At 69.9% G+C, this 19892-nt stretch carries 18 protein-coding genes and 1 tRNA gene; 3 read left to right on the top strand and 16 right to left on the bottom strand.

The genetic code is table 11. The features are described from left to right. The first annotated feature begins 247 nt into the window (after positions 1-247). Positions 248-421: a hypothetical protein gene (locus ACYVL2_RS11645; RefSeq protein WP_460543391.1), complete on the top strand. Its 174-nt coding sequence runs from the start codon at positions 248-250 to the stop codon at positions 419-421. A gap of 235 nt (positions 422-656) precedes the next feature. Then, positions 657-1841 carry an IS481 family transposase gene (locus ACYVL2_RS11640; RefSeq protein ID WP_460543389.1) on the top strand — a complete coding sequence of 395 codons (1185 nt, stop codon included), beginning with the start codon at positions 657-659 and terminating at the stop codon, positions 1839-1841. A 65-nt stretch (positions 1842-1906) separates the two neighbouring features. Here the strand turns inward: ACYVL2_RS11640 and ACYVL2_RS11635 are convergent. From ACYVL2_RS11635 to ACYVL2_RS11585, 11 genes are all read right to left on the bottom strand, one after another. Then, positions 1907-1980: transfer RNA gene (locus ACYVL2_RS11635), tRNA-Pro, on the bottom strand. A gap of 86 nt (positions 1981-2066) precedes the next feature. Then, positions 2067-3437 (bottom strand): ribosome biogenesis GTPase Der, encoded by a 1371-nt coding sequence (gene der, locus ACYVL2_RS11630; protein WP_460543387.1) that lies wholly within the window; start codon positions 3435-3437, stop codon positions 2067-2069. Then, positions 3430-4110: a (d)CMP kinase gene (gene cmk / locus ACYVL2_RS11625; protein ID WP_460543385.1), complete on the bottom strand. Its 681-nt coding sequence runs from the start codon at positions 4108-4110 to the stop codon at positions 3430-3432. The genes der and cmk overlap by 8 nt, the downstream gene beginning before the upstream one ends. A gap of 134 nt (positions 4111-4244) precedes the next feature. Next, complete coding sequence (locus ACYVL2_RS11620) at positions 4245-4619, bottom strand: YccF domain-containing protein (protein WP_460543383.1); 375 nt, start codon at positions 4617-4619, stop codon at positions 4245-4247. A 24-nt stretch (positions 4620-4643) separates the two neighbouring features. After that, positions 4644-5384: a pseudouridine synthase gene (locus tag ACYVL2_RS11615; protein WP_460543381.1), complete on the bottom strand. Its 741-nt coding sequence runs from the start codon at positions 5382-5384 to the stop codon at positions 4644-4646. Further along, positions 5368-6123, bottom strand: coding sequence for an SMC-Scp complex subunit ScpB (gene scpB / locus ACYVL2_RS11610; RefSeq protein WP_460543379.1), 756 nt, complete (start codon positions 6121-6123; stop codon positions 5368-5370). Before scpB ends, ACYVL2_RS11615 begins: the two co-directional genes overlap by 17 nt. Then, positions 6116-6985, bottom strand: a complete 870-nt coding sequence (locus ACYVL2_RS11605) for a segregation and condensation protein A (RefSeq protein WP_460543377.1) — start codon at positions 6983-6985, stop codon at positions 6116-6118. The genes scpB and ACYVL2_RS11605 overlap by 8 nt, the downstream gene beginning before the upstream one ends. Positions 6986-7049: 64 nt before the next feature. Beyond that, on the bottom strand, positions 7050-7973 hold the full coding sequence (locus ACYVL2_RS11600) for a ParA family protein (RefSeq protein WP_460543375.1): 924 nt from the start codon (positions 7971-7973) through the stop codon (positions 7050-7052). Between the two features lie 163 nt (positions 7974-8136). Then, positions 8137-9258, bottom strand: a complete 1122-nt coding sequence (ald, locus tag ACYVL2_RS11595; protein ID WP_460543373.1) for an alanine dehydrogenase — start codon at positions 9256-9258, stop codon at positions 8137-8139. A gap of 202 nt (positions 9259-9460) precedes the next feature. Next, positions 9461-10018 carry an NUDIX domain-containing protein gene (locus ACYVL2_RS11590; protein WP_460543371.1) on the bottom strand — a complete coding sequence of 186 codons (558 nt, stop codon included), beginning with the start codon at positions 10016-10018 and terminating at the stop codon, positions 9461-9463. A gap of 76 nt (positions 10019-10094) precedes the next feature. Beyond that, on the bottom strand, positions 10095-10634 hold the full coding sequence (locus ACYVL2_RS11585; protein WP_460543369.1) for a TetR/AcrR family transcriptional regulator: 540 nt from the start codon (positions 10632-10634) through the stop codon (positions 10095-10097). 96 nt (positions 10635-10730) lie between these two features. Here ACYVL2_RS11585 and ACYVL2_RS11580 point away from each other — a divergent pair, with 96 nt between their 5' ends. After that, the gene (locus ACYVL2_RS11580) at positions 10731-12230 is read left to right on the top strand and encodes an MFS transporter (protein ID WP_460543367.1); all 1500 of its coding nucleotides are present in this window, start codon (positions 10731-10733) and stop codon (positions 12228-12230) included. A 63-nt stretch (positions 12231-12293) separates the two neighbouring features. Here ACYVL2_RS11580 and ACYVL2_RS11575 read toward each other — a convergent pair whose 3' ends face one another. The 5 genes from ACYVL2_RS11575 to ACYVL2_RS11555 all read right to left on the bottom strand — a co-directional run bounded on the left by ACYVL2_RS11575 (position 12294) and on the right by ACYVL2_RS11555 (position 19886). Beyond that, positions 12294-13976 carry a CTP synthase gene (locus ACYVL2_RS11575; protein WP_460543365.1) on the bottom strand — a complete coding sequence of 561 codons (1683 nt, stop codon included), beginning with the start codon at positions 13974-13976 and terminating at the stop codon, positions 12294-12296. A gap of 67 nt (positions 13977-14043) precedes the next feature. Then, the gene (locus ACYVL2_RS11570) at positions 14044-16272 is read right to left on the bottom strand and encodes a hypothetical protein (RefSeq protein ID WP_460543363.1); all 2229 of its coding nucleotides are present in this window, start codon (positions 16270-16272) and stop codon (positions 14044-14046) included. A gap of 7 nt (positions 16273-16279) precedes the next feature. After that, entirely contained in the window at positions 16280-17377 is a 1098-nt protein-coding gene (locus tag ACYVL2_RS11565; RefSeq protein ID WP_460543361.1) for a glycosyltransferase family 4 protein, read from the bottom strand. Further along, on the bottom strand, positions 17374-19005 hold the full coding sequence (murJ, locus tag ACYVL2_RS11560; protein WP_460543359.1) for a murein biosynthesis integral membrane protein MurJ: 1632 nt from the start codon (positions 19003-19005) through the stop codon (positions 17374-17376). The genes ACYVL2_RS11565 and murJ overlap by 4 nt, the downstream gene beginning before the upstream one ends. Then, entirely contained in the window at positions 19002-19886 is an 885-nt protein-coding gene (locus ACYVL2_RS11555; RefSeq protein ID WP_460543357.1) for a hypothetical protein, read from the bottom strand. The genes murJ and ACYVL2_RS11555 overlap by 4 nt, the downstream gene beginning before the upstream one ends. Positions 19887-19892 lie beyond the last annotated feature (6 nt).

Here is a 19892-nt window from a genome sequence, read left to right as displayed (position 1 = left end):
CTCATCACTTCAGTACCGGTCCCCGATCGAGTACGAACGACTACTGCATACACTTCAGACAACGTGAAATCGTGTCCCCATTCTTGGGGGAACTCCCGTTCGCCCTCTCCCAAGGCATCCCCCTGACCGAACTCCACGACCGCCTCACCGAGCGGACTGAACGTCCACAACTCCACCAACCCGAACGCGGGGCGCACCGACGGTGCGCCCCGCAACGCGTTCCCGACCCGAAAGGACCATCACCGCAATGACAACCGACAGCAACCGAGCCATCTGCCTCAAAGGCGGCCGGATCGTCGTCCGCGCCGAGGTCACCTTCCAGAACCTCCTAGACGCGATCTACACCGCCCCGGCCCACGAACTGGCCCGATGCTGGAAAGCGCTGCTTCGACAAGCTCTACGTCGACGCCGAATGCCCTGACAGCCCGGTCGTCGCCACCGCCGACCACAGCGCCGCTTACGCACCGCTGAGGAACTACTGCGAGCACACCACCATGCCCGGCAACAACAGAAAGAGCCGTGGCAGCCGCCACGGCTCTTCGCAGAGTGCCCGATGTTCAAACGAGCGTTCTATGGTCGGGCTGACAGTGTCCTGGTTCAGGACATAGGAAACGCATGTCTCGGGTCATAGGAAACGTCTCGGTCGTTTCCTGGGCATGTCGAAAGCCCGATTGATCATCACCGCTGTCATCCTCAAGGGCCGCTCCCAAGCCGAGGTCGCCCGCGACTACGGAGTCTCGCCCGGTTGGATGTCCAAGCTCATTGCCAGGTACCAGCGCGAAGGCGCCGCCGCGTTCAAGGCAAAATCCAAGCGCCCCAAGACATCACCGAACGCCACCAGCTCCGAGACGATCGAGCTCATCATCGAGCTGCGTGAGAAACTCACCACCGCCGGCCTCGACGCCGGGCCCCACACCATCGCCTGGCACCTCGAACACCACCACAAGGTCACCATCTCGACCGCCACCATCAGCCGCCACCTGACCCGGGCCGGCCTGGTCGAGCCAGCTCCCAAGAAGCGTCCCAAAAGCTCCTATATCCGCTTCGAAGCCGCCATGCCGAACGAGTGCTGGCAGGCCGACTTCACCCACTACCGCCTCGCTGGCGGCGCCGACACCGAGATCCTCACCTGGCTGGATGACTGCACTCGCTACGCCCTACCCGTTACCGCCCACGACCGGGTCACCGGCCCCGCCGTCCTAGCGGCCTTCCAGGCCGCCTACCAAGCCCACGGCATACCGGCCTCGACCCTGACCGACAACGGCCTGGTCTTCACCACCCGCCTCGCCGGCGGCCGAGGCGGCAAGAACGCCCTCGAAAGCGAGCTGGCCCGCCTCGGCGTGATCCAGAAAAACTCGAAACCCAACCGACCCACCACATGCGGGAAAGTCGAACGCTTCCAGCAGACCATGAAAAAGCACCTCGCCGCCGCCGACCCCCAGCCCACCGACCTCCACGGGCTCCAGGCCCTGATCGACGACTTCTGCAGCGAATACAACCATCACCGGCCCCACCGGTCGCTGCCCCACCGCGCGACGCCCGCCGCGGTCTACACCACCCGCCCCAAAGCCACACCCGGCAACGACCTCGAAACCGATCGCCACGACCGCGTCCGCACCGACGTCGTCGACAAAGCCGGATCAGTCACCCTGCGCCACAACGGGAAACTCCACCACATCGGCATCGGACGAACCTACGCACGAACCCGCGTCGTTCTCATCGTCCACGGCCTGGACATCAGGGTGGTCCACGCCCTCACCGGCGAACTGATCCGCCACCTCACCCTCGACCCGGACCGCGACTACCAGCCCACCGGCCGCCCCAAAGGACCCACACGCTGAAAACGACAAACGGCCCGAACCTTCGCAGGTTCGGACCATTTCCTATGTCCTGATACATCACACTGTCGGGCTGACAGGACTTGAACCTGCGACCCCTTGACCCCCAGTCAAGTGCGCTACCAAGCTGCGCCACAGCCCGTTGTGCCGCCTTGTCGGCGGCGGAGACAACTGTAGCCTATCGCCTCGGGTGGCGCCGAGGCGAGGTCCCCTCTGTGAGCGGGCCCGCTACTTGCGTTTGTTCTTCTTGCGTGGTTCGCGAGGTTTGACGCCGAGCTCGATCGGGGTGCCTCGGAATCCGAAGTCCTCGCGCAGGCGGCGCTGGACGTATTTGAGGTACTGCTTGTCGAGCTTGGCGGTGGTGAAGAGGACGAAGCGCGGTGGTTCGGTGTCGGCCTGGGTGGCGAAGAGGATCTTCGGGGCCTTGCCTGAGCGGACCGGGTGCGGGTGCGCCTGCTGGAGGGCGCTGATCCACTGGTTCAGTTCTCCGGTGGAGATGCGCTGGCCCCAGCCTTCGAGGGCCTCCCGGAGGGCCGGCGCGAGTTTGGAGACGGCGCGGCCGGTCAGGGCCGAGACGTTCACTCGCGGCGCCCACGAGACCTGTGCGAGTTCCCTGTCGATCTCTTTTTCGAGGTAGTAGCGGCGGTCGTCGTCCACCAGGTCCCATTTGTTGAAGGCGAGGACGAGAGCACGGCCGGATTCCACTACCTGGGTCAGGACGCGCTGGTCCTGCTCCGAGATCGGCTCTGAGGCGTCCAGGAGGACCACCGCGACTTCGGCGGCTTCGACGGCCGCCTCAGTGCGGAGGCTGGCGTAGTACTCGGTGCCGGAGGCGAACTTCACGCGTTTGCGGAGGCCGGCGGTGTCGACCAGGACCCATGTCTCGTCGTCGATCTCGACCAGCGAGTCGACGGGGTCGACGGTGGTGCCGGCCACGTTGTCGACCACGGCGCGGGCTTCGCCGGCGATGCGGTTCAGCAGGCTCGACTTGCCCACGTTCGGGCGGCCGACCAGCGCCACCCGCCGGGGGCCCCGCTCCTTCAGCTGCCCGGTCGGCTGTTCGGGGAAGGCCCACACGATCTGGTCCAGCAGGTCGCCCGAGCCGCGTCCGTGCAGGGCGGAGACGGCGTGCGGCTCGCCCAGCCCCAGGCGCCACAGGTCGGCCACGTCGGCCTCCTGGCGCTCGGAGTCGACCTTGTTCGCCACGAGGATGACCGGCTTCTTGGCCCGGTGCAGGATGCGCACCGCCGCCCCGTCGGCGTCGGTCACGCCCACCTTGCCGTCGACGACGAACACCACCACGTCGGCGGTGCGCATCGCCAGTTCGGCCTGCTGCGCGATCGCCCCGGCCATGCCTTCGGCGTCGGGATCCCAGCCGCCGGTGTCGATGAGGCTGAAGTCGCGGCCGGCCCATTCGGCGTCGTAGGCCACGCGGTCGCGCGTGACGCCCGGCTCGTCCTGGACGACGGCCGCACGACGGCCGAGGATGCGGTTGACCAGCGTCGACTTGCCCACGTTGGGGCGGCCGACGACGGCGACCGTCGGGACCGGGCCTCGCTCGACCTCATCGAGTTCGGCCCAGGTCGCTTCGTCAGTCATTGATGTCCCTGTTGTTCAGCAATGCCAAGATCTTCGCGACGACCTCCACGATCGGCAGCTCCGTGGAGTCGATGACCGTGGCGCCCTCGGGGGCCTCCAGCGGTTTCGTCGTCTTCGAGTCAGCCCCGTCGCGCCGCTCGATGTCGGCCTTCGTGGCGGACTCGTCAGCTCCGAGTTCGGCGGCGCGCCGCTTGGCGCGCTCGACCGGGTCGGCGGTGAGGTAGACCTTGACGTCGGCGTCGGGGGCGACGACCTCGACGATGTCGCGGCCTTCGACGACGATGCCCTTCTTCGCCTCGGCGATGATGCGCTGCTGCTCGGCCACGAGGTGCTTCCTGACCGTCTTGTTGCCGGCCACCGCCGAGACGGCCTTGGTGACGTCGTCGCCGCGGATGGCCAGGGTCGCGTCCTCGCCGTCGACGCGGGTGTAGGGGTCTTCGGGCGCGGTGCCGAACTCCAGCTTGGCGTTCTTGACCGTCTTGGTCACCTGCGCGGTCTGTGAGGGGTCGACGCCTGCCTTCAGCACCGCGAGCGTCGCGGCGCGGTACATCGCTCCCGTGTCGAGGTAGGCGGCGTCAATGGCGGTCGCGAGTGTCTTGGAGACGGTGGACTTCCCCGCCCCGGACGGGCCGTCGACGGCGACGACCGGTGCGCTCTTGGTGTGCTCAGGCACTGTCTCGCTCCGTTCTTCAACTGCAAACCACGCAAACCTACATCATGCCTGGATGGACCGATGTGGGTGTGCTTCGGGGCCGGCCGCGCAGGCCCCGGCCGCCCCGGTATCGACGTCTTTGATTATCTACGGCCTCAGGGCACGTCGACGACCTTCGCGCCCATCGGCCAGAGGGCCAGCGGGATCATCTTCCAGTTCGCGATCGCCAGCGGGATGCCGATGACGGTGACGGCCAGCGCCAGGCCGGTGACCAGGTGTTCGAGCGCGAGCCACCATCCGAACAGCACCACCCACAGGACGTTGCCGACCAGCGCCGCGACCCCCGATGAGGGGTCACGGACCGCCGTCCGCCCGAACGGCCACAGCGCGTAGCCGGCCAGGCGGAACGAGGCGATGCCGAAGGGGATCGTGATGATCAGGACGCAGGCGAGCACGCCCGCCAGGAAGTAGCCGATCGCCAGCCACAACCCCGACAGCACCAGCCAGATGACGTTCAGAATGGTTCGCACGTCGCCAGGGTAGCCCAGTTGCGCTCAGAGACCCACGTCTCGATAGAGCTGGCCGATCTCGTCGGGGCTGAGTCTGCGGACGGTGCCGGGTTTGAGGTTGCGCAGCTTGATCGGTCCGATCTCGGTGCGCACGAGGCGGGAGACCCGGTGGCCGACCTCGTCCAAGAGGCGCCTCACAATGTGCTTGCGTCCCTCGTGGATCGTGATCTCGATCAACGACTGGCCGGCGTGTTCGTCGATGATCTTGAGCTTGTCGGCCTTGGCTGGGCCGTCGTCGAGGTCGACGCCGGAGAGCAGGCGTTTGAAGGTGGCTTTGTCGAGGATGCCGGCGACCTGGGCGCGGTAGGTCTTGGGCAGGCCGTGCGAGGGGTGCATGATGCGGTTGGCCAGCTCGCCGTCGTTGGTGAGCAGCAGCAGGCCCTCGGAATCGGTGTCGAGCCGCCCGACGTGGAAGACGCGCTGGTCGATGCCGGTGGCGTATTCGGCCAGGGAGGTGCGGCCCTCTTCGTCGTCCATGGTCGAGACGACGCCGCGGGGCTTGTTGAGCGCGTAGTAGACGGTGTCGACGTCGGTGATCACCCGCTTGCCCGAGACGTGGACGACGTCGTGGCCGGGGTCGATGCGCTGGCCGAGCCGGGCGGGTTCGCCGTTGACCTTCACCTTGCCCCTGGCGATCAGGTCTTCGGCGGCCCGCCGGGAGGCGATCCCGGCTTGGGAGAGCACCTTCTGGAGGCGCACGCCCTCTGCTTCAGCTTTGTTCATCATCCTCGATATCCGTCATGTCGTCCGGCAGGAACGGCGCCAGCTCGGGGAGCTGGGCGACCGAGTCCAGGCCGAGTTTCTCCAAGAACAGGGTGGTGGTGCGGTACAGCGTCGCCGTGGAGTCGGGGTCGGAGCCGCATTCTTCGACCAGTCCGCGCGCCAGGAGCGTGCGGATGACCCCGTCGCAGTTGACGCCCCGGATCGCCGAGATGCGGCCCCTGGTGACCGGCTGCCGGTAGGCGACGACCGCGAGCGTCTCCAGGGCTGCTTTGGTCAGGCGGGCCGAAGCGCCGTCGGTGACGAACCGCTCCACGTATGCGGCGTAGTCGGCCCTGCTGTAGAACCGCCAGCCGCCGGCTTGGCGACGCAGGTCGAACCCGCGTCCGTCGCCAGTGTATTCGGCGCTCAGTCGGCCGAGTGTCTCACGGACCTCTGATAGTGGCCGCTCCAATACCGAGGAGAGGAACTCCTCGGCGAGCGGCTCCTCGGCGATCATGAGAATCGCTTCGAGGACGGCGCCGAGGTCGACGTCGTCGGGGACGGGGCTGGGCGCCTTCCGCGGTTCGGGCTCGGGTTCGGCCTGGGCCGGGACGTCGGCGACGGCCTGGGCGTATTCGTCGCGTTCGTCGGGCGGCTCGTCGGCCGGGGTGTCGGGCCGGGCGGTGGCGGGCCCGTCGTCGCGCTGCCACGGCGGGCGCCATTCGGCGACCTCGGTCTCGAGCGATTCGGGCTGGTCATTCATGTGGTGGTTCCTCCCCCGTCTGCGGTGCTCCCGCGTACTCGTCGACCTCGATGTCGGTGGCGGTCCCGGTGCCGCCGAGCCAGCGCACGGTCAGCTCGCCGAGCGCCTGCATCTGCTCGAAGCCGACCAGGGCCTCGCGGTACAGCTCGAGGAGGGCCAGGAAGCGGGCGACGACTTCGAGCCGGCTCTCGCAGTCGGAGACCAGCGCTCTGAAGGTGGCGGTCTGGACCCGTTGGAGGCGGCGGGACAGGATGACGGCGTGCTCGCGGACCGACACGCGTTGGGCGTGTACGTGGTCGGTGCCGACCTGCGGTGGCGGTTTCGGTTTCATGGCCTTGCCGGCCAGGCGCGCGAGGTCTTCGGGGCTGAGGTCGAGGACCAGTTCGGGCAGGAGGCCCTTGTAGCGGTCTTCGAGGCCGGCGGCGCGCGGCACGCGGGTGGAGGCGGTGGCGGCGAGGCCGGCGAGGTGGTCGGCGGCCTCTTTGTAGGCCTTGTACTGGAGGAGTCGGGCGAACAGGAGGTCGCGGGCTTCGAGGAGGGCGAGGTCCTCTTCGTCGTCGACGGAGGTGTTGGGGAGCAGCCGGGCGGTCTTGAGGTCCAGGAGGGTGGCGGCGACGAGGAGGAACTCGGAGGTCTCCTCGAGGTTCCAGGCCTCGTCGAGGGCGGTGACGTAGGCGATGAACTCGGAGGCGACCTGGTGGAGGGCGACTTCGGTGACGTCGAGCTTGTGCTTGCCGATGAGCTGCAGCAGCAGGTCGAAGGGGCCCTCGAAGTTGGCGAGCCGGACGTGGAAGCCGGTCTCGGTCCCTTCGGTCTCGGCGTCCCGCTGTTCGGGGGCGCGAGGTGGCTGCTGGTCGGTCACGCACGCAAGCTTAGACCGGTGCCCCCTGGTATGACTCAATTTGGGGTCGGCGGTCGTGACCTTGTCATTTGTCGGTGGCGGCGATGAGCTCGCGGGCGAGCTGCCGGTAGGCGCGCGCGCCGGAGGAGGCGGGGGCCCAGGTGGTGATCGGCTCGCCGGCGACGGTGGTCTCGGGGAACCGCACGGTGCGGGTGATGACGGTGGAGAAGACCTTGTCGCCGAAGGCTTCGGCGACTCGCTGGAGGACCTGCCGGGAGTGGGTGGTGCGCGAGTCGTACATGGTGGCGAGGATGCCGTCGAGTTCGAGGTCGTAGTTGAGCCGCTCGCGGACCTTGTCGATGGTGTCGAGGAGCAGGGCGACTCCGCGCAGGGAGAAGAATTCACACTCGAGGGGGACCAGGACGCTGTGGGCGGCGGTGAGCGCGTTGACCGTCAGCAGGCCGAGCGAGGGCTGGCAGTCGATGAGCACGTAGTCGAAGTCGGGGATGACCGGGCGGAGCACGCGGGCGAGGGTCTGCTCGCGGGCGACCTCGTTGACCAGTTGGATCTCGGCTGCCGACAGGTCGATGTTGGCCGGCAGGAGCCGCAGGCCGGCGACGTTGGTCTTCATCATGACGTCGTCGATGTCGACGTCCTCTTGCATCAAGAGGTTGTAGACGGTCAGGTCCAGCGTGTGCGGGTTGGTGCCGAAGCCGACCGACAGGGCCCCTTGGGGGTCGAAGTCGACCAGGAGGACTTTGCGGCCGTATTCGGCGAGCGCGGCGCCGAGGTTGATCGTCGTGGTGGTCTTGCCGACGCCGCCTTTCTGGTTGGCCATGGCGATGACGCGAGCGGGGCCGTGGCGCTCCAGCGGTTGGGGCTGGGGGATGTCGCGTTTGCCCGTGTAGGTCTCCGGGTCCGGTGAGGAGTAGTCACCGTCCGGTTCAGTGGACGGCACTTGCGCCGAGCGCAGAGCCGCCCACTTGTCATTGCTGTCCACACTGCTCATTTCTTCGCGCCTCCGGCTGCAAGGACGGCACCGGGTGCCGGGCGTCTGATCCGATTGCCTGTTACTGCGACTGTACGTCAGTGTATCGAGGCTGTCGACGGCTTGGGAGACTCCGCGGCGCCGGGGGTGAGTTCGCCCGCTCCGGCGCCGGGGCGCGGCCGGTTCACGCTTCGTTGAGCACTTGCGCCACAGGCGTGACCGGCAGGTGGTGGGTGAGCGCGACCGGTTCGTTGGTGACGTGTCCGGCGTGGGTGTTCAGGCCGAGCGCCAGAGCGGGGTCGGAGCGGAGCGCTTCGACCCAGCCGAGGTTGGCGAGCTTCATGACGTACGGCAGTGTGGCGTTGGTGAGCGCGTACGTGGAGGTGTTCGGGACCGCTCCGGGCATGTTGGCGACGCAGTAGAAGACTTTGCCGTCGTGGGTGAAGGCGGGGTCGTCGTGGGTGGTGGGCCGGGAGTGGGCGAAGCAGCCGCCTTGGTCGATCGCGATGTCGACCAGGACGGCGCCGTCCTTCATTTCGGCGAGGACGTCGTCGTCGACGACGGTGGGGGCCTTGGCTCCCGGGACGAGGACGGCGCCGATGACCAGGTCGGCCTCGCGGCAGGCGCGCCTGACTTCGAAGCGGTTGGAGACGATGGTGCGCAGGCGGCCTTGGTAGAGGTCGTCGGCGGTGTGCAGTTTGTCGATGTCGAGGTCGAGCAGTTCGACGTCGGCTCGCATGCCGACGGCGATGGCGGCGGCGTTCATGCCGGAGACGCCCGCGCCGATGATGACGACTTTGGCGGGGGTGGTGCCGGGCACGCCGCCCATGAGGGTGCCTCGGCCGCCTTCGGGGCGTTGGAGGTGGTAGGCGCCGGCTTGGACGGCGAGGCGTCCGGCGACTTCGCTCATGGGGGCCAGGAGCGGCAGGCGCCGGTCGCGGGTCTGGACGGTCTCGTAGGCGATGCCGGTGACGCGGCGTTCGAGGAGCGCCTCGGTGCATTCGGCGCCGGCGGCGAGGTGGAGATAGGTGAAGAGGGTCTGGCCGGGACGCATGCGGTGGTACTCGGCCTTGACGGGTTCTTTGACTTTGAGGACGAGATCGCCTGCGCCCCAGGTGGCGTCGGCGTCGGGGAGGATGGCCGCGCCGGCGTCGCGGTAGTCGTCGTCGGTGATGGCCGAGCCGAGCCCGGCGCCGGTCTCGACGGCGACGTCGTGGCCGGCGGCGGTCAGTTCGTGGACGCCCGCGGGCGTCAGGGCGACGCGGTACTCGTTGTTCTTGATCTCGCGGGGGACGGCGACTTTCACGGCACGGGTTCCTTCCGAAGCGTCGAGTCTGCCGGCCGGCCGGTTCTCGGCCGACACGGGCAGTCTATGTCTCGCCGGGCCCGGTTTCGTCGTTTTCCCTCGTGGGTCGCACGCACGCACCGGTCGGCGCCTTCGCCGATGATCGTAACGGTGCGGCGCCGGTTTTGGCTATGAGACTAACGACGTTTTTAGTGGGGGACCTTTACTTCGAAGTTTCGAGATGGAGTCGCGCCAGGTTCAGGGCGAGGGCGCAGACGCCGTTGCGGATCTGGCCGTCGGCGACGGCGGCGAGGGCCTTGTCGAGGTCCCACCAGACGAGTTCGATGTGGGTCTCCTCGTCGGTGCGCTCGTGGCGCTCGCGTTCGGGCACGTGGCTGAGGCCGGTGGCCAGGAAGTAGTGGATGACCTCGTTGGAGATTCCCGGGGTGGTGTAGAACTCGCCGAGCTTGACGAGCCGCTCGGCTCTGAGGTCGGCCTCCTCGGCCAGTTCGCGGGCGGCGCAGTCGGCCGGGTCTTCGCCTTCGATGTCGCGGATGCCGGCGGGAAGCTCCCAGAGGACCTCCTTGGCGGGGACCCGGTACTGGCGGATGAGTCCGACGCGGCCGGACTGGTCGAGCGGGACGGCCACGACCGCACCGCAGTGGTCGAGGAACTCGCGGCGGGCGGTGCCGCCGCCGGGCATCGACACGGTCTCGGCGATCAGGTCGTAGCACCAGCCGCGGTGGAGCTGTTCGGTTTCCTGGACACGGTATTCATGCACGGCGACCACACTAGCCCCGCAGCGGGGCCGGGGCCAGCGCGTGCCGGATTCGCCCCGGGGAGTTCACCGGTTCGGCTCACGCCTCGCCGGCGGCGTCCTTGAGTCGTTCGAGGATGCGGTCGATGAGCTCGCGTCCGGGGAGCGGGACGCCGGAGACGGCCGAGAGGAACAGGCCGTCGCCGACCAGGCGGATGATCTCGGCGGTGACCGGGTCGTCGAGCTGCTCGTGGATGGCCTGGGACCAGCCGTTGAAGATGAACAGGACGTCTTCTTTGGCGGTCTCGGAGAGTTCCCCTCTGCCGCGCAGGGCGGTGAACAGGGCCCACAGGCCGGCGGCGGATTCGGGCGAGTCGACTTCGGAGGCGCGCAGGAAGGCTTCGACGACGCCGGTGCGTTTGGCTTCGGCGATGCGGCGCTCTTCGACGAGGCGGTGGCGCCTGGCCAGGCCGTCGTAGAGGTCGGTCTTGGATTTGAAGTGGTAGAGCAGCCCGCCTTTGGAGACGCCGGCTTCGGCGGCGACCTTTTCGAGGGTGACGCCGGAGCTGCCTTCGTCGACGAGGATGCGCAGCAGCGCGTTGAGAATCCGATCACGAGTCGTGATTTCCGCTTGGCTCATCTGCCCTCCCGAGGGTTACTATACCGTCCGGACGGTACAGCGATGGCGCTCGCCGCCGGCTCGCGCTCCGCGAGTCCCGCCGAAGGAGAGGCACCCATGACGACACTGCGCACCCCGGCGCCGCGCCGCGCCCGCTTCACCGGCCGCCAGTGGGCCGCGCTGGCGGTCCTCGTGCTGCCGGTGCTGCTCATCTCGGTCGACATGACCGTCCTCGGCTTCGCGGTGCCGTTCCTGTCGGCCGACCTCTCCCCCAGCGCGGGCCAGCTGCTGTGGATCGTCGACGTCTACGGTTTCATGCTCGCCGGGCTCCTGGTGACCATGGGATCGATCGCCGACCGGATCGGGCGGCGCCGCCTGCTGGTGATCGGCGCGGGGGCGTTCGCGGCGGCCTCGGCGTTCGCCGCCTGGTCGCCGAGCGCCGAGGCGCTCATCGCGGCCCGGGCCCTCCTCGGGCTGGCCGGGGCGACGCTCATGCCGACGACGCTGGCCCTGCTGCGGAACATCTTCACCGACGAGCGGCAGCGGATGCTGGCGATCGCGATCTGGGGCGCGGGCTTCTCGGCGGGCATGTCCGCCGGTCCGATCCTCGGCGGCTGGATGCTCGAGCACTTCTGGTGGGGCTCGGTGTTCCTCATGGCCGTGCCGGTGACGGCGGTGGTGCTGGTGGCCGCGCCGTTCGTGCTGCCCGAGTCGCGCAACCCCGAGCCGGGCCCGCTGGATTGGCCGAGCGTCGGGTTGTCGTTCGCGACGATGTTCCCGTTCGTCTACGGGGTCAAGAGCCTCGCCGAGCACGGGGGCTCGTTCACCGCGATCGCCTCGGCCGCGGCAGGGCTGGCCTTCGCAGGGGTGTTCGTCGCCCGCCAGAGGCGCCTGGAGCATCCCTTGATCGATGTCGCGCTGTTCTCGCGCCGCCGGTTCAGCGCCTCGGTGCTGACCAACTTCACGGTCGTCTTCGCGCTGATCTCGGCGCTGTTCCTGCTGACGCAGTACCTGCAGCTGGTGCTGGGGCTCTCGCCGATGCGGGCGGGCCTGGTGCTGCTGCCGGGCATGGTCGCCGGAGTGGTGTCGGGCCTGGTCGCCGTCCGCCTGTCGGACCGGTTCGGGCTGGTGACGATCATCGTCGGGGGACTTTCACTGATCACCGTCGGGTTCACGGCGATCACCGGAGTCGGGGTCGATTCGGGAGTCGCGCTGTGCGCGACGGCGTTCGGGATCATCGGCCTGGGATCGGGTCTGGTGCAGACGGTGACGAACGCGGCGATCATGTCCGACGCGCCCAGTGAGCGGGCCGGGGCCGCCGCGGCGATCTCGGAGACCGGCTACGAGCTGGGCGGTGCGCTCGGTGTCGCGTTGCTCGGCAGTTTCGCGTCGGCGATCTACGTGAACCGCCTGGGCGGCGCCTTCGATCAGGGCGCATCGACGCTCGGCGAGGCGATGGAGACGGCGGCGGGCCTTCCGGGCGAGACCGGTGTGGCGCTGGTGGAGTCCGCTCAGGCCGCGTTCACCACGGGCCTGCGTGCGACGGCCGTGGTCGGCGTGGTCCTGCTGGCGACCGCCGCGGTCCTGGTGGGCCGCGCGCTGCGGTCCCGGGCGTGACGATTGCGGCGAAGGGCCCGGCGGAGCGTCGTCGCTCCGCCGGGCCCTTCCCGTCCTCGGGTCTTACACCAGCTGGTCGGCGGCCTGGCGCTTGAGCGCGGCCTCGATCAGTCCCGCGAACAGCGGGTGCGGCCGGGTCGGCCGCGACTTGAGCTCGGGGTGGGCCTGCGTGGCCACGAAGTACGGGTGCTGCTCCCGGTCGAGCTCGATGAACTCCACCAGCCGCCCGTCGGGCGAGAGACCGGAGATCACGAATCCGGCCTTGGTGAGCTGCTCGCGGTAGGCGTTGTTGATCTCGTAGCGGTGCCGATGGCGCTCGGAGACCTCGGTGGCCCCGTACGCCTCGGCCACGAGGGAGCCTTCGGCGAGCTCGGCCGGGTAGGCGCCCAGGCGCATGGTGCCGCCCATGTCGCCGTGCCCGGCGACGATGTCGGTCTGGTCGGCCATGGTGGAGACCACCGGGTGCTCGGCGTCGCCGTCGAACTCCTCGGAGTCGGCCCCGACCAGGCCGGCGATCTCACGCAGTCCCTCGATCGCCATGCACTGCAGGCCGAGGCACAGCCCGAGCGTCGGGATCTGGCGGGTGCGGGCGTGGGTGATCGCCTGGAGCTTGCCCTGCACGCCCCTCTCGCCGAAGCCGCCGGGAATGACCACGGCGTCGACTCCCGACAGTGCCTTGGCGGTGGACTCGGCGGTGCCGCAGGTGTCGGACACGACCCAGCGGATGTTGACCTTCGCGTGGTGGGCGAACCCCGCCGCGCTCAGCGCCTCGACGACCGACTTGTAGGCGTCGGGCAGCTCGACGTACTTGCCGACGATCGCGACCTCGATCGCCGACGACGGATTGTGGACCCGGTCGAGCAGGTCGTCCCAAGCCGTCCAGTCGACGTCCTTGAACGGCAGGTCGAGCTTGCGGACGACATAGGCGTCCAGGCCCTCGGTGTGGAGGGTCTTGGGGATCTCGTAGATCGACTTCGAGTCGGGGGCAGAGACCACCGCGGCGTCGTCGACGTCGCAGAACCCGGCGATCTTCTGCTTGAGCGAGTCGGGCACGGGCCGGTCGGAGCGGCACACGATCGCGTCGGGCTGGATGCCGATGCTGCGCAGCTGCGCGACCGAGTGCTGGGTCGGCTTGGTCTTCATCTCCGAGGAGGCGGCCAGGTACGGCACCAGGGAGACGTGGAGGAAGAAGCAGTTGTCGCGGCCGATGTCGTGCCGGTACTGGCGGATGGCCTCCAGGAACGGGAGCGACTCGATGTCGCCGACGGTGCCGCCCACTTCGGTGATGACGACGTCGGGCACCCGGCCGGTCTCCGGGTCCGGGTCGGCCATCGCCGCGACGCGGGCCTTGATCTCATTGGTGATGTGCGGGATGACCTGCACGGTGGCGCCCAGGTAGTCGCCTCGCCGCTCCTTGGCGATGACCTCGGAGTAGATCTGCCCGGTGGTGACGTTGGCGTGCTTGGAGAGGTTCCGGTCGAGGAAGCGCTCGTAGTTGCCGATGTCGAGATCGGTCTCGCCGCCGTCGTCGGTGACGAACACCTCGCCGTGCTCGTACGGGTTCATCGTGCCCGGGTCGATGTTGATGTACGGGTCGATCTTCTGCATCACCACGTACAGCCCGCGCGCGGTCAGCAGGTTTCCGAGGCTGGAGGCGGTCAGACCCTTACCGAGCGCGGAGGTGACCCCGCCGGTTACGAAGAGATGTCTCGTCGAACGGACCTGACCATTGACGGCGCTGGCCAAAGCGAACTCCCGTGGTTATCGTCTCGATCGTGCGGCAAGGTCGTGGCCCGGCCGCCGGTGGATCGCATCATCCACGGGATTCCACACTAACACTTTGCGCGCTGTTCGCCTCGTCGACCCACGACGGCGCGTCGACGATCATGGCCGAGTACTGGCCGTCCTTGACGTGGGCGCGGGCGAGCACGCGGTGGCTCATGATGACCGCCAAGGGCACCATGACCGCCAGGGCCGAGCCGAGACTCATCAGGCCTCGGCCGAGCAGGAGCCCGGAGATCGACGAGCCGACCACGGCGGCCGAGAAGGCCGCGCGCAGCGGCGGGTAGAGGCCGAAGGCCCGGCGCAGGCCGCCGCCGGGCCGCAGCAGCACCAGCCAGCAGTAGAGCCCGGCGAGGACGGTCAGGACGGTCAGCGGCGAGGTGAACACCGCGACGATGTTGGACCCGACGCCGGCCCCGATGACGCCGGTGGTCTCGCCGATCAGCTCGGCGAGGAACTCCCCGAGCGCGCCGCGCTCGGCCCTGGGGCGCTGGTAGTCGACCCAGGACAGCCCCAGCAGGACCGCGGCGCCGGCGATGACGGACCAGGCCAGTCGCGCGAAGGTGACCCAGCCGCCGGTCGCGAGCGCGGCGGCCAGGCAGGTGCCGACCGTGAGGGCGACGGCGGCGGGGACGGAGTCGCCGAGGAAGTTCAGCGACACGACCAGCACGCCGATGCAGCCGATGCCGGCCATGACCGGGGCTTGGAAGCGGCGCGGCAGCGGCCAGGCCGCCGCGGCGGCCAAGAGCCACAGGGACGCGATGAACATGCCGGTCGCGACCGGGCCGAGCTCGCCGGAGGCCGAGTCGGCCACGGTGTAGTCGCCCAGTAGCGTCCCCAGTGGAGCCGAGGCGTGGATGAGCATGGCCAGCGTGGTGACGATGAGGCCGAAGGCCGAGACGGTGATCATGAGGGCGGCGGGACTGTGCCGGCGCGGCAGGATGATCGCCGCGACGGCGCACACGAGGCTGATGGCCAGCGCGGTCGCCGGGCCGACGATGCCGGGGTGGGAGGCGTTCCACCAGCCGAAGAAGTCGGCGAGGATCCCGGCGGCGACGAACAGGGCGCATACGAGCGCGATGACGATGTTGGCGCGCATGAGCCACAGCGGCGGTGGTTTGACGCCGGGTTGGCCGGCGTGGCGCAGCAGGTGCAGCAGGGGCCATGCCACCACGGTGAGGGCGATGAACAGCAGTACCTGGAGCCACTGCGTGGCCGGGGCGGCGGTGTCGGCGGCCAGGAGGCGGGTGTCGGTGTCGTCGAAGACCGCCTGCCGCTGCTCGAAGGACAGGTTGTCGTGTGCGGCTCCGGCCGAGACGCCGGTGACCGTCTCCGGCAGCGGGGCGCCCAGGAGCGTCAGGATGGTGGCGCTCAGGTCGGTGAGCCGCAGGTAGCCGGGCCGCTCGGAGGGCAGGTCGAGGAGGTTGTGTCCGTCGTCGCCGCCGAAGTTCGCGATGGCGGCGAGCAGCCGGTTGGGTTCGGCGTTCTGGCTGATGCCGGTGACGATGATCGCCGAGTCGGGGCCGCGGGCCTGGTCGAGGCGGCCGACAATCGAGTCGAGGACGGCCAGTGCGGCCTGCCGGGGGCCTTCGGCGGTCGGCAGGACGCCGCCGTCGACGACGGTGAGCGGGCATTCGGTCAGGGCGTCCGGCAGTCGCTCTTCGCCGGGCATCAGCGAGTAGTAGTCGGAGACGCGTCCGACGGAGTTGGCGGTGGCGTAGGCGGCGCCGGGTCCGATGGCCGCGGCGCACGAGGTGCCGGCGGCGAGCGTGCCGACCTCGGTGCCCTGGTCGAGGTCGCGGTTGAGCTCGACGAGCTGGGTGAGGTCGTCGACGGCGGCGTCGGTGTCGTCGGCGGTGATGCGGTCTTCGGGCACCGGGCCGCAGTCGGCGGCGTCGCCGAAGGCGGTGCTGACGGCGGGCGCGCCGGCCGAGAGGGTGAGCCAGCCGTCGAGGGTGCAGGTGAAGTTCCGGGCGGAGTTGGTGTTGAGTTCGGCGACCGACCCGTCGGAGGCGAGCGCACTGAGGTTCGGTGTGGTCTCTTCGTCGATGTCGCTCCAGGTCAGGCCGCCGACGCCGACGACGATGACCGAGGACACGGTGTCGGGGACGCGTTCGCCGGCCGGTTCGGGGAGGATGTGCCAGGCGGCGATGACGGCGAGGAGTGCGACGGCGGCCCAGGCGGCGATGGTGGCGCGGTGGCGGGCGACGGACCTGCGGAAGCGGCGGACGAAGCGTCCGAGTGCGAACGTCTCAAGCACGAGCGGACTATCTTCCCGTCAGTTCGAGGTAGAGCGCGTCGAGGGTGTCGACCATCTGCTCTTCGTCGGGCCAGGTGGCGGCCTTGGCGCGTCCGGCTTCGGCGAGTTCGTTCAGGCGCGCCGGTGCGGCGATGAGGTCGCGGACGGCCGATGCCAGGGCGCGGGCGTCGCCGACGTCGAACAGGACCGCGGCGTCGCCGACGAGCCCGGGGATGCCGCCGGTGCGGGTGGCGACCAATGGGACTCCGGATTGGAGCGCCTCTTGGGCGAACAGCTGGCGGGCCTCCCATTCGCTGGTGACGACCGCGAGGTCGGCCGCGGCGAGGAGGTCGCCGACGTCGGTGCGGTGGCCGAGCAGGCGCACGTCGACGCCGGCGGCGTCGATGAGCTGTTCGAGGCGGAGCCGTTCGGGACCGTCGCCGGCGATGGCGACCACCGGTGCCGGCACCAGGTCGCTCCAGCGCTGTGCTGCGGCGATGAGGGTGTCGTAGTCCTTCTGGCGGTGGAGGCGGCCGACCGAGAGGATCAGCGGCCGGTCGCCGAGGGCGAGCTCGTCGCGGATGGCGGCGGAGTCGCCGGTGGGGCGGCGCGGCGGAGCGGCCACGGGCGCGAGGCGGGCGTCGGCGGCGCCGAGCGCCATGAGGTGCTCGTGCAGGTCCGAGGAGGCGGCGAGGGCGACGTCGACGCCGCGCGCGAGCCGCTTCTCGATCTGGTCGGAGAGTTTGCGTTTGACCCCGGAGGTGATCAGCTGGTTGTGCCAGGTGGTGACCAGCGACGCGCCGCTCGGCTTGGCCGCCAGCGCGGTGATGCCGGCGGTGAGCCCGTGGGCGTGGACGAGGTCGACGCCGCGTCCGGTGGCGCCGCGCAGGGCGCGGCGGGCGGCGAGCCAGGCGGCCGGGAGTTCCGGTGACGGCTTGGCGGTGATCGGGGCGGGGGCGAAGCGCGCGCCTCTGGCGCGGAAGCCGAAGCGCTCTTCGGTCTCGGGCGGGCCGACGACGAGCACGGCGTCGCCGCGGTCGACCAGGCCGGCGGCCAGCGAGGCGACGTGGGTGCCGATGCCTCCGGTCGAGGGGCCCAGCACCAGTGCGATGCGTCGGTGGCTCACTGGTCTTCTCCGCTCTCTGCTTCCGGTTCTTCGGTCGGTCGTATTGTGCCAGTCTTGCGTCGCACGGCTCCCAGTATGTCGCGCCGGTCGATCAGTGCGGCCAACCCAACGTAGACCAGCGCGGCGACGGCGCCGGCCGCGAGGCCCTCGGCGAGTGCGCCCGAGACGGTGCCGACGGGCCCCCACCAGGCGATGAGGCCCCGGGCGGAGGCGACGGCCGCGGCGGTGGCGATGAGCGTGGCGGCCAGCGCCCGTCCCATGCCGTCCAGGCTCGCCGCTCCGGTGCGTGCGGCGACGACGGCGGTCAAGGCGACGCCGATGACGGTCATGCCGATCGACCAGGCGATCGCGAGGGCGACGGTGCGGTTGTCGACGTCGATGACCGCCGAGAGGATGACGGCGCTGACGGCGGCGGCGGCCCAGCCGGCGGCGGTCGCGGCGGCGGCGGCGTAGGCGCGTCCGACCGCGTAGAGGCCGCGGGAGTAGACGGCGAACATGGAGTAGCCGAACAGGCCGAAGGCGAGTCCGGCGAGAGTGGCGCTGATCTGGCCGTCGGGGGCGTCGTTCTGGACGATCTCGAGGACGCCGGCGATCGGGTCGGCGACGCCGGCGAGGGCGGTGACGCCGAGTCCGGAGAGCACGAGGACGCCGCGGCCGGTGGAGGCGAGGCCGCGCTGGTAGGCGCGGGTCTGGCCGAGCGCGTGGGTCTCGGAGAGGTTCGGGAAGGCCGCGGTCGCCAGGGGCACGGCCAGGATGGCCCAGGGCAGGAGGAAGAACGTCTGGGCGACGGTGAAGACGACCGCCGGGCCGTCGCCGGCGTCGTTGGCGAGCCGGAGCAGTACGAACTGGCACAGCTGCTGGGCGCCGAGCGTGATGACGCCGGCGAGGGTGAGGGCCCTGACGCTGCCGGAGATCTCGGTGTCGAACCGCCAGGTGGGGCGCAGTCGCAGTCCGAGGCGGCTGAGCGGGATGAACAGGCATCCGGCGAGGACGGCGACGCCGAGCGTGGTGCCGCCGGCCAGCAGCCACAGTTCGCCCTGGGTGACCGCCGCGGCGTCGGATTCGCCGCCGGAGACGGCGGCGTAGACGATGTAGACGCCGATCATGGTGATGCTGGAGAGCAGGGGCGCGATCGCCGGCCAGGCGAAGCGGCGGTGCGCTTGGAGGACGCCGGTGAGGACGACGGCGATGCCGTACAGCGGCAGCTGCGGGGCGAACAGGATGAGCATCTCGGCGCCGGCGTCGACTGTGGCGGCGGAGACGTTGTCGGTGAGGACCAGTTCGACCAGGGGCCGGGCGAACAGGGCCGCGGCGGCGGCGATCGGGACGAGCGCGGTGAGCGCCCAGGTGAGCAGCCCTGAGGCGATCCTGTCGACCTGGCCGGCGTCGTGGCGGGCGAGCGGGCCCGACAGCAGCGGCACGGCCAGGGCCGCAAGCGCCCCTCCGGCGACGAGTTCGAAGATGAGGTTGGGTATGGCGTTGGCGCTCTGGTAGGCGGTGCCGAGGGAGAAGTACCCTACCGCCCAGGTGAACACCAGGATCCGGCCGAACCCGGCCAGGCGGGAGCCTATGGTGATCGCACCGATCAGGGTGGCGGCACGACCGACTTCGCGTCGGGTGTCGGTCACGCCTGGTTCCGGCCCAGTTCGTCCAGTTCGCGGAGCACCGGCGTTTCGGCGATGACCTTGGTGAAGGAGACTCGTTCGCTGGCGCCGATGAGGGCGACGAGTCCGGCGAGGGCCACGTGGCGGCCCACCGGGCCGGTGCGGGCGATGTAGGACAGGCCGAGGAGGGCGCCGAGCGCGTTGGCGCCGCAGTCGCCGAGCATGGTCTTGCCGTCGAGGTCCTCTCCCATGGCCGCGGCGGCGGCCGAGGAGACGGCCACGGCGGTGCCGGCGCCGCCGGCGGCGGTGGGGCGGGCGCCGTCCTTCGGCGGGCGCGACAGCGGCGCGGACAGCAGGCTGACGACTTTGAGGGCGCGGCCGGGGCGCAGGTCGAACAGGTTGATGAGGTTGGCGGTCCCGGCGACGACGCCGCCGGCGACGCCGATGTTCCACAGCCGGGAGGCTCGGCTCCGGTGCTGTTCGCCTGAGGCAGCGTCGATCATGGCGGCGGAGGCGATGCCGGCGGTGCCGATGCCGAGGATCTTGACCAGCCCCGCGGAGACGCGGCCCTTCGTCAGGGCGCGGAGGTGTCCTTTGAAGCCTTTGGCCTTCTCCCCTTTGGCGTCGGCCAAGTCGTCGTAGAGCCCGAGCGCTCCTCCGGCCAGTCCGGCGGTGGCCGCGGCGGCGGCGTAGGCCGGTGAGTTCGCTCCCGCGACGGCGGCGACGGTGGCGCCGACGGTGACACCGGGGCCTTCGGCCAGGCTCACGGTGTCGCCCTTGTGGTTGACCCGTTCGAGGTCGGTGGACCATTTGGACCGGCGGACGGCGCTGATGGCGGCGAGCGTGCCGCCGGCGGCCAAGCCGCCGAGGAACGCCCGGCCGGCTGCGCGGGAAAGCTGGCTCATGGGCGG

Source organism: Glycomyces halotolerans, assembly GCF_054779575.1.
This window is presented reverse-complemented; position numbering and strand designations above follow the sequence as displayed.

What these genes read in the sequence shown, in the direction of transcription:
- ACYVL2_RS11645 (WP_460543391.1), top strand. Translation starts at nt 248, where the DNA reads ATGACAACCGACAGCAACCGAGCCATCTGCCTCAAAGGCGGCCGGATC.
- ACYVL2_RS11640 (WP_460543389.1), top strand. Translation starts at nt 657, where the DNA reads ATGTCGAAAGCCCGATTGATCATCACCGCTGTCATCCTCAAGGGCCGC.
- der (WP_460543387.1), bottom strand. Translation starts at nt 3,437, where the DNA reads ATGACTGACGAAGCGACCTGGGCCGAACTCGATGAGGTCGAGCGAGGC.
- ACYVL2_RS11615 (WP_460543381.1), bottom strand. Translation starts at nt 5,384, where the DNA reads ATGATGAACAAAGCTGAAGCAGAGGGCGTGCGCCTCCAGAAGGTGCTC.
- scpB (WP_460543379.1), bottom strand. Translation starts at nt 6,123, where the DNA reads ATGAATGACCAGCCCGAATCGCTCGAGACCGAGGTCGCCGAATGGCGC.
- ACYVL2_RS11600 (WP_460543375.1), bottom strand. Translation starts at nt 7,973, where the DNA reads ATGAGCAGTGTGGACAGCAATGACAAGTGGGCGGCTCTGCGCTCGGCG.
- ACYVL2_RS11585 (WP_460543369.1), bottom strand. Translation starts at nt 10,634, where the DNA reads ATGAGCCAAGCGGAAATCACGACTCGTGATCGGATTCTCAACGCGCTG.
- ACYVL2_RS11580 (WP_460543367.1), top strand. Translation starts at nt 10,731, where the DNA reads ATGACGACACTGCGCACCCCGGCGCCGCGCCGCGCCCGCTTCACCGGC.
- ACYVL2_RS11555 (WP_460543357.1), bottom strand. Translation starts at nt 19,886, where the DNA reads ATGAGCCAGCTTTCCCGCGCAGCCGGCCGGGCGTTCCTCGGCGGCTTG.